The organism is Myxococcales bacterium (genome assembly GCA_016703425.1).
Classification (GTDB): domain Bacteria; phylum Myxococcota_A; class Polyangia; order Polyangiales; family Polyangiaceae; genus JADJCA01.
Genome location: JADJCA010000008.1, coordinates 477581 through 491430, shown reverse-complemented (window position 1 = coordinate 491430; position 13850 = coordinate 477581). Strand labels below are relative to the sequence as shown.

The following is a 13850-nucleotide window of genomic DNA, read 5'->3' as shown; positions in this document are numbered from 1 at the left end:
GGCGGGGGGGGCCGTGAGCCACGGCGGTCGGCGCGAGGTCAGAGCCGACCGCCTAGTCGCGGTGCTCGGAGGGCAGAAGGAGAAGGCTCGCCGTCGCAGTGTCGCCGACCGCAAGCTTGGACACCGCGTGACGCGCCGAATTGAGTTGCTCCTTCACGCAAGCCGCCTCGGGGCTGCGAGGAACGACGTCCAAGTTGCCGGGCCCGAGCATGCTCACGCGCAGCCGAGTCGGCGCCGCCACCCGGCAAGTGGCGGCGAGCTTGTTCTCAAGCGCGTGGAGCTCCTCCGCAACGATGGCCGGCGTGGCTGTCTGACGGCGCTGCACCAGCACGGCGGGGGCGACGATGGAGATTGGGACCGCCACGATGGTCGCCAGGATGAAGGTCCTTAGGCTCGATGGGACGCGCAAGCTCTGGCCGCGTGCCCTCGCGTCGAGCGCCCGGTACCACTCCATGGCGGCCGCTCGCCGCTCCTCGTTGACGTTCAACCCATCAGCCATGGCTCATGGACCTGTTCCCAGCAGCGCCATGTCGACGCCAAGGCCGCTCGCCAAATCGCGAGAGTTCAGTCGTGATCCGAGCACCTGCTCGATGCATGCGCCGAGGCCCGCAGGGGTTCGCGGGGTCCAGACCTTCACCTTCACTCCGCCGCTTGTCTCGTGAGCCAACACGGAAATCTGCGCGTACCCCGGAGCCTTCAGGCAGTGAGCGAACGCAGGTTCGGCGTCACGCACCCGGGCGGCGAGCGTAGCGACCGCGTCCCGCCGTGCGAATTGACGTCGCTCATGAACATCGGCGGCCAAGGCGGACAGCGCGGCGAGCACCGCGCAGACGCCAGCGAGCGCGAGCCACGCCCGGCCGCCGAGCCCCGCGACGACCGCCGCCACGAACCGATCCATGACGGTGCCTTCCTCACGCAGGCGCTCGATCCGCGCCGTGATCGCCTCCGCCGTCTCGTCGTCGAGGCTCTGGGGCTCGTGGCGTTTCCGGTCAAGTGACAAGGTCCGTTGAGCGTACTGCCTAAGCAGCCGAGCGTGCATACCTCCTCAGGCACCCCGGCGCCTTCGTCCTGCCAAGCCGCTCGGATGTCGTCCACGATCCCCGAGGCTCCCGTCGAATAGCTAAGCGGCAACTGGCTCCTCACGCAGCTCATCGACCCGTTGGGCACGCCGCACAAGTTCCTCTACGACTTCTCGGGGCGGCTCGTGAGCGACTCGAATGTCTACGCGTCGGGCGATGAGCGGGCGATCACGCTTCAGGGCGTCTCTTCGTCTACCGGCGGCCGCTTCGTGCGACGCAAGAGCCCCTTGGGCCGCACGATGATTCGCCACATTGAACGTGGCGCCGCCTTGGGCGATGTCACCGAGCGCATTTCGACGACTGGCGAAGACGGCCTCATCACGGTGAGCGAGCGCAAGGCCAGCGGCACGAGCGTCGTCACGACACCTGACCGCACGACGGTGACTACGACGGTGGCGGCCGATCCGCGGCTGGGCTTGTCGGCGCCGTACGCGTCGAGCGTCGTCACGCTCAACCAAATCGGCGACGGGGGCGTAGACGCCGCCGCGACGGTCAGCTTGACCGAGACGCGCGTGCGCGCCGCCGGTTGGGTGTCGCCGGCTCTCACGTCGACAACCTCCGTGACAGACACCGTGACCTTCAACGGCTCTGCGGGCACCGATGTCGCAGGCGGAGGCGCACCGGATGTAAAGTCACTGACGCAAATCGAGGCGCTCACGAACATTCAAACGGCGCCGACGTTGAGCGTCACGCGAGGCACGCTCAAGCGCGCAACGGTATTCGACGGCGCGGGGCGCGTCACCGCGGTGCAAGTGCCAGGGCTTCACGACGTCGTGATGGCTTACGACACCGAGGGGCGCCTCTCGACCGTGACCCAATCGGGCCGCTCGACGACCTTCGCGTACGACGCGGTCACGGGGTACCCGACGACCGTCACGGTAAACCCCGGAGCGATCATCACGAACGTCACCTCCCGTGACGGCGTGGGTCGTCCGAAGTCGATGACGCTGCCTGGTAGCCGTGTGGTGGACCTTGGTTACAACTTCGCGGGTCGTCAATTCACTGTGACGCCGCCGGGGACGAAGCAATCGAGCGCCGTTGCGGAACAGCGCCCCGCGCACGTCTTTGGGGTCGACGCGGCGGGCTTGCTCACGGCGTACACGGCGCCTGACATCGGGGCGACGGTGCCTCGCGTGGCGACGCACGGATGGGACAAGGACAAGGCGCCGATGGGCATGTTCTTGCCGCAGCCGGCGAGCTTGCCAGCGCGGACCACGTTCGTGAGCTACGACGAAGCGGGGCGCGTGAAGGGCCTCGGTCACAGCGCCACGGGGTCTGTGGCGGCGCGGACGGCGGAGATCACCTACGACGGGATGGGTCGTCCGAGCGTGCTCACGAGCAAGGTCGGCGGGTCTGTGACGTCGACGGCGACGACGACGTACACGAGCGGTCTAGTGACGCAGGTGTCGACGGCGATCACTGGAGCGACGACGGTGCCGATTGCGTACCAATACGATGGGTTCATGCGCGTGAAGACGCGCACCATCGGCGGCGCGGTGCCCATCGCGTCGACATGGGACTCAGCGACGGGGCTTCTCACGGGGACGGGCGGCGTGGGCATCACGCGGACGGGTCTCGTCGGAGGCTTCCAAAGCGGTCAACTGGCGGGCCTGACGGCGTCGGGAGGGCGGACGTACACGGTGACCTACCCGGCGACGCCGTCGTACGGCGAGCCGCAAAAGCTCGAGGCGAAGTTTGGAGCAACGTCCAAGTACTCGGTGGACCTGACGAGGGACGGCCTTGGGCGGGTTCAGACGCGCCACGAGGTGAACGAGACGACGACGACCGATCGGTACTACGAATACGACACGGCTGGCCGGCTGTGGCGAGTGCGCAACGGCCTGCTCGTGACGTCGCCGATCATTGCAACATACACGTACGACTCGAACGGGAACCGCACGGACCAGGCGTACGCCTACGACCTTCACGATCGGCAGACGGGGTTCGGAACCGGGGTGACGTTCACGTATGACGCCAACGGTGAGCGCAAGACGCGCAGCACGCCGGCGCAAACACTGACGTACGACCCGCAAGGGCAGCTCGTGAGCGTGGATGCGGCGGGAACGGTCATCACGTATGAGGTCGACGGCCTCGGCCGGCGCGTGAAGCGCACGAAGAACGGCGTGAGCGAGCGGTACCTCTGGGATGGCTCGCGCATCGCCGCGGTGCTCGACAACGCAGGCGTGGTGCTGCGGCGCTTCGTCTACGCGACGAGCGGCCATGTGCCGGACGCGATTCTCGAGGGCTCGGCGGGGACGCTCTACCTCGTGGTGAAAGACGAGCGCGGCAGCGTGCGGCAGCTCATTGACCCCGCGGGGCTCGTTGCGGAGAAGTACGAGTACGACGAGTGGGGAAGGAGCTGCCGGGCGCTCCGGCCGTCAGAAAGAGCCTCTTTGGCTTCGCGGGCGGCGTGTACAACCCCGACACGGGGCTCGTGCGCTTCGGCGCGCGAGACTACGACCCTGCGGTCGGGAGGTGGACGACGGGGATCCGATTCGTTTCGGCGGCGGTTGGAACCTCTATGGGTACTCGGACAACGATCCCATCAACTACATCGATGTTGACGGGAAGAATCCGGTCGCGATCGTCGTAGCCGTTGGCCTCGTGATCGGGATGGGCATGAGTCTCTCGTCCGATTCGGACGTATCGACGCTCGATGTGCTTGGCGCGATGGGCAACGTGCTCGGCCTGCGCGGTCTCGGTGCCGGGGCTTCTGCGGCGCGCGCCGGCGCTGGCGGAGTCGGGACACCACTTGGTATGCAGGAACTCGGCGGGGTCTGTGGCGCGGGCGGAGGTGGCAAGGCAAGCCCGTTCTCGTTCCATCGGCTGCACGGCCTGTCAGGGGGCGCGTCATCGCGGAATGTTGCGAAGATCGAGCGCAGCATGAATGCTAGCGGCTGGAACGGCCCGCCCATCAAGGTCTTTGAGCACAACGGGACGAAGTATGTGCTCGATGGACATCACCGGCTCGCAGCCGCTCGCCAGGCACGGCTACCCGAGGTGCCATACGAATCGATTCCAGTTTCCGAGCTTGGCTCGTTCGGATACGCCAGCGCCGACGACGTGCTCATGGCAGCAAGCGAGGCATTTGGGCGATGACAAACGAGGACAATAGGGTCCTGGCCTTGATCAGGCGGTACGCGGCATTGGTGAGCGAGCACGTTGCCGATCTGCGCAATGCTCTTGGACAGTCCGACTTGCTCATGGCGGCCAACTCGCGACTCATCCCGCGCTCGGGCGTCCTGCCCAACGGCGTCGAATACTTCTTCCACGGCGTCGGTTGCACGGTGGAAACGCCCGACTACACGCTCGACTTTGACTTTGGTCCTATTGAGCGCGTCGGCGGCTTCGACGCATGGCGCCTGTCGCGACTGGCGAGCCAGCTCGACGACTTTGGTGAACTGAGCCGGGAGGAGATCGAGGAAGCCCTGGAACGACTCTCGGCCGCGGGGGTCGTCATCGCACCCGGACTGCCACCGTCGCCGCATCTACGATATTTGGCTGGGTCATGAAGAGCAGTCATCCGAGGGCGCCTTCTCCCGGCCGTGCCGCACCGAAGGATGCAGCATGACGGTCGCTACCCAGCTCGCGGTACGCGTAGCAACTCGGCGGCGGAGCGCTCGCTTGCCGATCCGGTTTTGCCCGTATTGCGGGACTGACCTGCGCGCACAGATCGACGCAAATGCAGAAGAGTTCGACGAGTTGACCAAGAAGCATGCGCCCTTTGATCCAGGCTGGGGCACCGAGTTGCCGGGGCGAACTTCAAGGTGAGTGCCGCCCGCTCTCGCACGGTGCGGGCAGAGAGGCGCGGACTGAGGGCCGTTGCCGTAGTGACGGTTGGGCTTGCCGGCGCCCGCATGTGCGCCTGCGGTGGAGAGGTCGCGCTCGAACGGGGCGGTGAGTTCGACGCTGCGTCGTCGTCGGCACTCATGATGGTCGACGGAGCTATTGTGTCGAGATGATGCGCGTTGCGTACGCGGGGCCCGCACTTGGCGGTCGGACCACCTCGCTCGGCCATGTCCTGCGCCTTTCAGGGCAGGGGAAAGACGCCTGGCAGATCGGTGCCGACGTGCACCTCGTCGAGTGGCGTGGCGATCTCACAGAAGCCTTCGTCTCGCGCAGGAGGTCTATGGTCGTCAACGACCACGTAGACCCAAGCGATTCTCAACTCGCCGCTGAGATCGAGCTGTTACGTGGCACGGCCGCGGTGCTCTACGTGGTGGACTCTCAAGTCGAGCGCCTCGAAGCCAATCGCGAGCACCTCGACCTACTCCGGCGAGATATGGCGCATGTGGGAATCGCGTTGGACGAACTTCCGGTCGTATTCCAACTCAACAAGCGCGACCTGCCGAATTCGTTGCCGGTCGGGGACTTAGTCGAGGCATTCCGGACCGGTTGGTGTTGCCACGTCGAGAGTGTCGCGAGGACGGGAGTTGGCGTCGTCGAAGCGTTCGAAGCGCCAAGGAAAATGCTTAGGGAGCGTGGCTAGTGGCGGGCTTTCCCCAGTCGCTGACGGTAGCGATCGCGTTCTTGCTCATCCGGCTTTCCGCCTGCGGTGGCGAAACTCGCGCTTGAGGCAGTCGACGAAGGGGATGCTGGTTCGCTCGTGGCGGAGGCCACGCCCGGCGCGCCCACGGACGCGAGTTCCCAGCTGATAGCCCAGGACTCCGGTTAGCGCGTCGGCGGCGCCGCTCGATGGGCGCATCCTGCCCTTTCGATGCCAGGAAACCCTGAGCGACGGCGGCGCGGACAATCGGCGCTCGCTCCGCGCAGCTGGCACGCTTGCGCGTCGTGCAACGTGGCCGCGGCGTCGCCTTGAGGTGCATCGGCGAGCCCCTCCTTTAATAGGGACCTACTAGGCAGAGGCCAGGCAGCCAGCCAACGAAGCTTGGCCTCCCGACAAAGAGACGCTCCCCGCCGTCACGGAGACGTCGGCCTCGGTGACGCAAGGGTGCTCGCCCGCGCGCGAAGGTGCGTCGTCGCAGGGGAACGCGCCCCGGCCGGCGCGGGGCGCGGCGGTGGCCAAAAGGTAGTCGTGCGACGCAACTTCTCCGGCGGTCCTGCCGACGCAGGTGCCGGCGGCGATCACCGGAGCGACGACGGTGCCGATCGCGTACCAATATCCGTGAGCGCGTGCGCTTCCCTCGAGAGAGAGACGTTGGAATGCGAGGCTAAAGGCCTACGACCCGACCGCTGCTAGCCTTTCGCTATGACCGCGAAGACGACACCGGTCGACCCACGTGCCGCCCAGCCGCGGGCGGAGGATCTGCTAAGGTGGGAGAGCGATGTCGCTGAAGGCGCTCAAAATTAACGTGGACGTGGGAGCGGACCACACGGTTCGGCTTCCCGACGAAGTTCCCGTGGGGCCTGCCGAGCTGATCGTTCTCCTGGCTGACGCCGGAGACGGGGCCAAGGAGTGTCCTCCTAGTCCGATCGGTCTCTTCAAGGATGAGCCCGAACTCGTGGACGAGATCATGGACCACGTCCGCGACATCCGCGGGGAGAGTCGCCTGCGACCGATGCCGTAGGGAATGGCACCGTGGATCGCGTTCTCCTCGACACCGACATCTTCTCGGAGATCTTCAAGCAGCGCGACGCTACCGTCGCGGCTCGCGCGCTCGCTTACCAGACGGCGCGTGGGGCCTTCACGATCTCGGTCATCACGGCGATGGAGATCACGTCGGGGCTGCACCGAATCAGGCGGCGAAACAGCTCGCGCGCTTCGAGGCCATGTTGCGAGGGACCCCGCGTAGTCGAGCTCCTCGACCGACGCGACGAGGACGACGCCGGCGGACCCCGTGCAAGCGGCTTTCGATGTCGCTTGATGGCCGAGCGCAGCTTGAGAAACATCGGCCGCTCATGAGGGTCTGCTGTTCGATCGCAGAGGTGCGCGCGGTGTCGCGCTTGCCGAGCGCCGGCGGCCGAAGCTCCGCGCCCGATCGGTGAGGTCGCGTGCCAGCGCCGAGAGCCACGCGCCACTTTTCCGAAGCTCTCCGCCGGCGAGCGCGCCTCTGCGCCGATTCGGCGATCCCATGCGCCAATTCGCCGGAGCGCTCCGCCGCTTTCGCAAGGTCTGTGGCAACAGAGCCGTCCCCTGCGCCGATCGTCGGAAGGTCCGTTTCACTTTCCCGATCCTCTGCGCCGATTTCCGGCGGTCTGCGCCACTCTCGTGATCCTTCGCGCCACTCTCGCGATCCTCTGCGCCGGTTTTCGGACCCTCTGCGCCACCGGCGCTTAGGCGATCCCGAGCGGCGCGAAGGTCCTCGCGACGTGCGCGGACCTTCCCGATTCTGAAACACGCCTTCTTGGCCTGGCGCATGCCCAGCGACCGCTGCAACACGGCTTCCCGCTGCTGACGCGAGGCTTCTGCCGGCATCCGCGATGCCACCCATCTCGGCGGGCGCCCATCACGTTCCTGCGCAGACCTTCGCGCGAGCGGCGCGGGGTCTGCACTCGGCCGCGCAGAGCTGCTCACGCCATGCGCAGCGCCTTCGCTCCGGTCCGCGCGCCTTCTCGGCCCGGCGGAGCGGCTACCTTCTGCTCTGCAGGCCCTCCTGACGGCTCTGCACGACGATCCGACTGCTCCGCAGAGCTGCCCGACTGCTCTGCAGCGCCTCTCCATCCGTTCGCAACGAGGTCTCGCGCACTTGCAGCGCTTCCGTCTCAACGCGCGCCGTCCGTCTCGAGTCTCTCGCGACTCGTCTCAACTCGCCGTCTCAACCCGTCCTCTCAAACGCTTGCGAAAGGGGAGCGGCGGTGCCCCGAGGCGCATCGGCGAGCCCCTCCTTTAATAGGCGGCGGGCAGCAGCGAGACGCCGATGCCTCGTTGCCCGAGCGCGAGGTGAAAATCCGAGAGCGAGCGCTTCCGCTTCGCTTCCGTGTCTTCCGTGTCCGGGGCGGAGGCATGCGCGTCGCCCGCCGAAGCCTTCGTCGCGAAACGAAACGCACGACTCGCCGAAGGTGAAGCCTTCGCCGCGGCCGCCGAGGTCTCGTAAACGATCGTCAAGCCGACCTTGCTGGAGGGGCGACCGTGTCGCGCATGGGGCGCGCTTCGTTTTCGAGAGGCCAGTCCTTCTTGTTCCGCGGAGAGCCTTCCGTCCGCGCGTGCGCGCCTCGTTCTCGAACCGGGACACTCCGCGCACGACGGCGGCGCCTTCACGCTCGGAGTGCCATGCTTCGTTGTCGGCGGGGAGACCTTCGCAAACCGGCGGAATCCTTTGCGCCGTCGTCACGTGGGTCTCGTTGTTCGCGGGATCACCTTCATGCGCGTCGGCGCACGCTCGCGTGGTGAAATGCCCGCATGGGCGCGCGTGCACGAAGCTTGGGCTTTGGAGCACGACGCCGTGCGTCTCCGACGTGAGCCTCGAGGGACGAAAAACGGAGGCGGAATTTCCGAGCCGAACCGCGTGGTTGCCGCGAGGCAAGCGAACGCCCTCGAGAGGCGAGCTCGTCGCGCCGTCACGGAGCCGTGCGCACCGCGACGCGCGCTTGTTCTTTTGCGCGCGAGGGTCGTCTTTGCGAGCGGCAGTGCTGCCTCCGCGAACGAAAAGGTCGCCCCGCGACGAGGGAGGTCACCCTTCGGCCAACGAAGCTTCGCCTCCCGACAAAGAGACGCTCCCCGCCGTCACGGAGACGTCGGCCTCGGTGACGCAAGGCTGCTGGCCCGCGCGCGAAGGTGCGTCGTCGCAGAGGAACGCGCCCCGGCCGGCGCGGGGAGCGGCCGCGCTGGCCAAAAGGTAACGGTGCGACGCAACTTCTCCGGCGGTCCTGCCGAAGGCTGATTCATGGTCTCGTTTGAGCATGAGGTGCTGCTGTCGCTGTTCCAGGCTTGGAAGCCACCAACCGGCGCCGTCCGCGCGACCGTTGTCGTCCCCGTGTCCGGCGCGGTACGCGCGTACCGCGACACCGAGGAGGCGCACAAACTGTCGAGCCTGACGGCGTCGGAACTGGCAGGCTGCCTAGGCATCCGCGAGCGCGTGCTCCGCTTCCCTCGAGAGAGAGACGCCGGACGGCGAGGCCAAAGCCCTACGACCCGGCCGGTGCTAGCCTTTCCGCTATGACCGCGAAGACGACGCCCGTCGACCCCGTGCAGGCCGCTTTCGATGACGCTCCTATCGGAGAGCCCGAGACGGAGGAGGAGCGGCGCCTGGTGGCGGAGGCTCGCGACGACATCGCCGCTGGTCGTGTGCGCACGCCCGAGCAAATCCGCGCCACCATCGAAGGCATGCGCAGACGACAAGAAAGCGAATGAGCGTCCAGGTCGTCTGGGCGGCGGCGGCCGAGACGGATCTCTTGGCCTTGCCCGATTGGAACCTCGCGGCGATCGTAGACGCTGCCGTTGCACGGTACGCGGCGCACGGGATTGGCTTCGTCCTTCACGTGCCGAGTCAATCCGGCGCGGACCAGTTTCGACTCTTGATCCCCCGCACGCGAACATACGTCCGCGTGCGCCGCAGCCCGACGACGCTCTACGTGGAGCGCGTGATCTACCGTCCGTAGTGACGCGGGTCCCCTGCGCGCATCGTGGCGGTGCTCGACAACGCGGGCGCAGTGCTCCGACGCTTCGTCTACGCGACGAGTGGCTACGTGCCAGACGCGAACGAGCACGACGAGTGTGGGAAGGAGCTGCCCGGCGCGCCGGCCGTGAGGAAGAGTTTCTTTGGCTTCGGGGCGTGGTCTACGACCCCGACACCGGCCGGCGCGGGGAGCGGCGGCGCTGGCTAAAAGGTAACGGTGCGACGCAACTTCTCCGGCGATCCTGCCGAAGAGTGTTGCATGGTCTCGTTTGAGCACGAGGTGCTGCTCTCGCTGTTCCAGACGCGGCCTCTCTTGGCGGCGGAGGTCTTGCGCCTCCTCGGCGTCGCGGTGCCGCCGTGCTCCGTCTTGGCGCACGGCAAGGAGCCCGAAGGAGCGCGCATCGCACTCTCGGCCCTGAAGGCTGTGGCGACGTTGGCGAGCGATTCGCAGATGCTATATTCCGACGTAATTCTGGGAGCGGTGGGCGCTGCTGCGAAGGTCGCGCTGGAGGAGCAAATGGACATCCGAAAGTACGAATTCAAGAGCGACTTCGCGAAGAAGCACCAAGCGAAGGGGCGCGAGGAAGGCCTCGCGGAGGGCGCCCGCTCGGCGCGCGTCGCGGCCCTGCTCGCGATCCTCGATGCCCGTGGCCTCGCGGTTTCTGCCGCGGAAGAAGACACGATCCGCGCCTGCACCGACGACGCTGCGCTCACGCGCTGGATCCGCAAAGCGGCCACAGCGGCGACCGTCACGGAGGTCTTCGCAGAAGGGTGACAAGGCGCGCAAGCGAGGGGCAGTACGCCAAGACCTGCGCCAACCTTTGCGTTCTGAGCTCAATCACGAGAAGCGCGGGGAAGGCGAGTCGTAGAGCACGACCGGCGGCGAGATCTCGAGGAGATCGTCCACGGGCACGGGCGCGTTCCCGTGTACGGGGCGAACGGGGTTCAGAGATGCTTCACCGACGCGTCGAGCACTTCCTCCAGGCCAAGGATGGCCGTGAGAAGTTCGGTCGGCGCGTCGCCGCCTAGGCGGATCGTCGCGACGGCGGCCTTGGCCCCGGCGAAGATCGTGTTCGACATCTCCTCGACGTTGAGCCCGTATTGCTTGATGACGCCGAGCACCGACGCCAGCACGCCGACCTTGTCCAAGTGACGAACGATGAGCTGCACCTTCGCCGGTGAGGTTCGCTCGATGTTGACGACGTGGGGCACGTGCCCCGTGGTGACGAAGGTGCGGCAGATGCGGACCGCCTCGGCGGCGATGGCGTGTTGCGCTTGCTCGGTGCTGGCCCCGATGTGATGGGTGCCCACGAATCCCGGCACCTTGCACAGCTCGTGGTCGAAGTCGGCGGTGCCGCCGGCCGGCTCGTTCTCGAAGACGTCGAGCGCGGCCTTGATGCCGCGCTCCTTCATCGCGCGCAAGAGGGCCGCCGTGTCGTGGAGACTTCCGCGGCTCGTGTTGATGAAGGTCGCGCCGGCCTTCATGCGAGCGAAGAAGGCATCGCCGAACATGCCCTTGGTCTCGCTCGTCTGCGGCATGTGCACGCTCACGACGTCAGAGCGCTCCGCGAGCTCCCACAACGACGAGACGACCGAAGCGCCTTCGCGCCTTGCTTCGTCTTCCGTGAGGCCCAACGACCATGCGAGCACGTTCATCTCGAAGCCCAAGGCGCGTCGCGCCACTTCTTTGCCGATGGCGCCGAAGCCCGCGATGCCGAGCGTGCGCCCCTTGAGCCCCGCGGCCTTGGAGTATTCCTTCTTGTTCCACTTGCCCGCGGCAAGGTCGCGCGTGCCGTCGGGGATGCGCCGGTCGACCGACAACATGAGCCCCATGGCAAGCTCGGCGACGGCGACGCTGTTTTTGCCGGGGCAGTTGGCCACGTAGATCCCGCGCTCGCTGGCCGCGGCGACGTCGATGGTGTCGACGCCGGCGCCGGCGCGCAAGATGAGCTCGAGGCGCGAGGCCCCCTCGATGGCGGCGCGGCTCACCTTCTTGCTTCGCACGACGACGATGTTCGCCTTCGCCAAGGCGAGGCCGAGCTCTTCTGCCTTCACGTCGGGGCGGTAGTCGACCTCCAAGCCCATGTCGTGGAAGTCTGCGAGGAAGAGTTCGGGAAAGGCGTCGGCGACGACGAGCTGCATGAGTCTTCTCCGTCTGTCAGAACTTGTCAGAAGCACGGGCCCGCGAACTGGCGACTAGCCGGACTCGGTCGGTAGCGCCGATCCGCGCACGATGGCCGCCGCGTACTCCGGGTCCTTCTCCGGGTCGTAGTGCGAATCGGGCTCGACGAAGATGCGCGTCAAGTCCGGGTGGGCGGCCACGAGGGTCTCTTCGAGCCTGTTGGTGCAGTCCTCGACCTCCGCCAAGGTCATGGTCGGCTCGAAGCGCACCTTCAGCGCCAAGAGCACGCTCTTGGGGCCCAAGTGCATCGAGAGAAGCTGCGTGACATCGAGCACGCCCTTCACCTTGCGTGCGAGGTCGCGGATGTCGCTTCGCATCTCTTCGCCCACGCCTTCGCCGATGAGGAGGCTGTGCGTGTCTTTCGCGAGCACGAGGCCGATGGTGCAGAGGAGCACGCCAATCACGATGGACCCGACGGCGTCGATGGCCTCGTTGCCCGTCAGCCAGGCGAGGACGATGGCCACGAGCGCGATGACGAGGCCCGCCATGGCGCCCGTGTCCTCGAGGAGCACGAGCGGGATCGTGGGATCCTTGCCGCCAAAGAGCGCACTAAAGAAGGGCTTGCCTCCGCGCGACTTGTTGAACTCCTTGAACGCGACGAGAAAGCTGCCGCCCTCGGCGGCGAGCGAAACGACCAGCACGACGACGGGCACGAGCAGCGAGTGCTTCTCGCCGGAGCTGCCCATCTGAAGCTTGTGCACCCCTTCGTAGATGGCGAAGACGCCGCCTACGAAGAAGAGCAAGAGCGAGACGATGAAGGCCCAGAAGTAGGACTCCTTCGTGCGGCCCAACGGGAAGCGAAGCGGGTCCTTGCGCGCCGAGAGCGCCATGCCCACGAGCAAGAGGCCCTGGTTGGAGGTGTCCGCCACCGAGTGGACGCCCTCGGCGAGCATCGTGATGCTCCCGGAAACCCACGCAGCGCCGAACTTTGCGATGGCGATGATGAGGTTGCCGACGAGGGCGGCCATGACGACTTTTTTCGGATCTCCACCGCCGTGAGCCATTTCGCGCCCCGAGGCTACAGGATGGCGTCAGGCGAAACGACGGGAAATCGGCGACCGTCGAGCGACCGCCGCATCGCCGCTTCTCGCCGCGTCGCGGTGCGCTTATGAGGGGATCCATGTTTTCCCTGATCGACGTGCGGGTCGACGCCTCGACGGGCCCGTGCATCGATGGGCTCAGCTTCGAGGTGGAGGCCCCGCGCGCGCTCGTCTCGGGGGCGCCCTACGAGCTCTTCCTTGCCAGCATCGGTGCGCTTCCACTTCAGCGCGGCACCCTTCGCGTGGCCGGGTGCGCTCCTCGCGAGGCGTTGGCCCGCGGCCTCGCCACGGCGGCGGCCTTCTCGGCGCCGCTGCCGCTATCCATGACGCCGCTCGAATACGTCGTGTGGAGCGCGCGGCTCGGCGGTACGCCAAAAGCTGCGGCGCAAGCGCAAGGCGAGCGCGCCCTCTTGTCGCTCGGCCTCGAAGCCGCAGCCCTCAAGGCGCCTTTGCGTCGGCAGTCGGCGATCGTTCGGCGCGCGACGGTGCTCGCGGCGGCGCTCTTGCCGGAAGGCGCCACGGTGCTCATGACCGATCCGCTCGTCGATCTCGAGCCGGAGCTCGTCGATGCCTTCGACGCGGCGGTGGCGCGCGCGCTCCAAGGCCGCTCATTCATCGCCTTCGCGGGCCGCACCCTCGCCGGCGGAGCGCTCGCGACGATGGCGTCGGAGGTCATCCTCCTGCACGAGGGCGACGTCGTGTTCCGTGGCGCGCCGGGCGCCGTCGCCGCCCGCTCGAGGCGATTTGCCGTGTCGGCGACGGGAAACGTCGACGCCTTTCGTGAGGCGCTCCAAGCACGCGGCATCGGCTGCGTCGTCTCGGAGCCAACCGTCTCGGGGCCCGCCGTCACCGAGCACGCCATCTCCCAGCACGCCATCTCCCAGCACGTCTCCCAAGACGTTGGAGCGGGCATGCCGCAGTTCACCGTCGACTTGGGGACCGCTGCGTCGTCGGACGTATTTGTCGCGGCCGGCACCGCGGGCGCCATCGTTTTCGCGATGCGTCCCATTTCCGGCGTATTTTCGTGAGAGAC

The 13850-nt window shown here is 67.0% G+C and carries 16 protein-coding genes; 11 read left to right on the top strand and 5 right to left on the bottom strand.

Translation table 11 applies throughout. The annotated features are described in order from the left end of the window. Positions 1-52 precede the first annotated feature (52 nt). Positions 53-499, bottom strand: coding sequence for a hypothetical protein (locus tag IPG50_17135; GenBank protein MBK6693910.1), 447 nt, complete (start codon positions 497-499; stop codon positions 53-55). 3 nt (positions 500-502) lie between these two features. Further along, positions 503-1000 carry a hypothetical protein gene (locus tag IPG50_17130; GenBank protein ID MBK6693909.1) on the bottom strand — a complete coding sequence of 166 codons (498 nt, stop codon included), beginning with the start codon at positions 998-1000 and terminating at the stop codon, positions 503-505. Positions 1001-1159: 159 nt separating this feature from the next. Here IPG50_17130 and IPG50_17125 point away from each other — a divergent pair, with 159 nt between their 5' ends. The 6 genes from IPG50_17125 (at position 1160) to IPG50_17100 (ending at position 6942) form a co-directional block, all read left to right on the top strand. Beyond that, complete coding sequence (locus IPG50_17125) at positions 1160-3643, top strand: RHS repeat protein (GenBank protein ID MBK6693908.1); 2484 nt, start codon at positions 1160-1162, stop codon at positions 3641-3643. Beyond that, complete coding sequence (locus IPG50_17120) at positions 3555-4178, top strand: ParB N-terminal domain-containing protein (GenBank protein ID MBK6693907.1); 624 nt, start codon at positions 3555-3557, stop codon at positions 4176-4178. The genes IPG50_17125 and IPG50_17120 overlap by 89 nt, the downstream gene beginning before the upstream one ends. Then, positions 4175-4591 carry a hypothetical protein gene (locus IPG50_17115; GenBank protein MBK6693906.1) on the top strand — a complete coding sequence of 139 codons (417 nt, stop codon included), beginning with the start codon at positions 4175-4177 and terminating at the stop codon, positions 4589-4591. The genes IPG50_17120 and IPG50_17115 overlap by 4 nt, the downstream gene beginning before the upstream one ends. A 446-nt stretch (positions 4592-5037) precedes the next feature. Further along, positions 5038-5568 carry a hypothetical protein gene (locus IPG50_17110; protein MBK6693905.1) on the top strand — a complete coding sequence of 177 codons (531 nt, stop codon included), beginning with the start codon at positions 5038-5040 and terminating at the stop codon, positions 5566-5568. Positions 5569-6364: 796 nt separating this feature from the next. Next, a complete protein-coding gene (locus IPG50_17105; protein ID MBK6693904.1) occupies positions 6365-6607 on the top strand; it encodes a hypothetical protein in 243 nt (80 codons plus the stop codon). Between the two features lie 11 nt (positions 6608-6618). Beyond that, complete coding sequence (locus IPG50_17100) at positions 6619-6942, top strand: hypothetical protein (GenBank protein ID MBK6693903.1); 324 nt, start codon at positions 6619-6621, stop codon at positions 6940-6942. A 924-nt stretch (positions 6943-7866) separates the two neighbouring features. Here IPG50_17100 and IPG50_17095 read toward each other — a convergent pair. Next, positions 7867-8085, bottom strand: coding sequence for a hypothetical protein (locus tag IPG50_17095; GenBank protein ID MBK6693902.1), 219 nt, complete (start codon positions 8083-8085; stop codon positions 7867-7869). A 1050-nt stretch (positions 8086-9135) separates the two neighbouring features. Between IPG50_17095 and IPG50_17090 the strand changes: the two genes are divergently transcribed. The 4 genes from IPG50_17090 to IPG50_17075 are packed head-to-tail and all read left to right on the top strand — an operon-like array spanning position 9136 to position 10370. Next, on the top strand, positions 9136-9330 hold the full coding sequence (locus IPG50_17090) for a hypothetical protein (GenBank protein MBK6693901.1): 195 nt from the start codon (positions 9136-9138) through the stop codon (positions 9328-9330). Beyond that, positions 9327-9578, top strand: a complete 252-nt coding sequence (locus IPG50_17085; protein ID MBK6693900.1) for a hypothetical protein — start codon at positions 9327-9329, stop codon at positions 9576-9578. The genes IPG50_17090 and IPG50_17085 overlap by 4 nt, the downstream gene beginning before the upstream one ends. A 24-nt stretch (positions 9579-9602) precedes the next feature. Continuing rightward, the gene (locus tag IPG50_17080) at positions 9603-9803 is read left to right on the top strand and encodes a hypothetical protein (GenBank protein ID MBK6693899.1); all 201 of its coding nucleotides are present in this window, start codon (positions 9603-9605) and stop codon (positions 9801-9803) included. 9 nt (positions 9804-9812) lie between these two features. Further along, positions 9813-10370 carry a hypothetical protein gene (locus IPG50_17075; protein MBK6693898.1) on the top strand — a complete coding sequence of 186 codons (558 nt, stop codon included), beginning with the start codon at positions 9813-9815 and terminating at the stop codon, positions 10368-10370. A 170-nt stretch (positions 10371-10540) separates the two neighbouring features. Here the strand turns inward: IPG50_17075 and IPG50_17070 are convergent, their stop codons facing one another. Then, complete coding sequence (locus IPG50_17070) at positions 10541-11737, bottom strand: hydroxyacid dehydrogenase (GenBank protein ID MBK6693897.1); 1197 nt, start codon at positions 11735-11737, stop codon at positions 10541-10543. Between the two features lie 54 nt (positions 11738-11791). Continuing rightward, positions 11792-12745, bottom strand: a complete 954-nt coding sequence (locus tag IPG50_17065; protein MBK6693896.1) for a cation diffusion facilitator family transporter — start codon at positions 12743-12745, stop codon at positions 11792-11794. 152 nt (positions 12746-12897) lie between these two features. Here IPG50_17065 and IPG50_17060 point away from each other — a divergent pair, with 152 nt between their 5' ends. Beyond that, positions 12898-13845 carry a hypothetical protein gene (locus IPG50_17060; GenBank protein ID MBK6693895.1) on the top strand — a complete coding sequence of 316 codons (948 nt, stop codon included), beginning with the start codon at positions 12898-12900 and terminating at the stop codon, positions 13843-13845. Positions 13846-13850 lie beyond the last annotated feature (5 nt).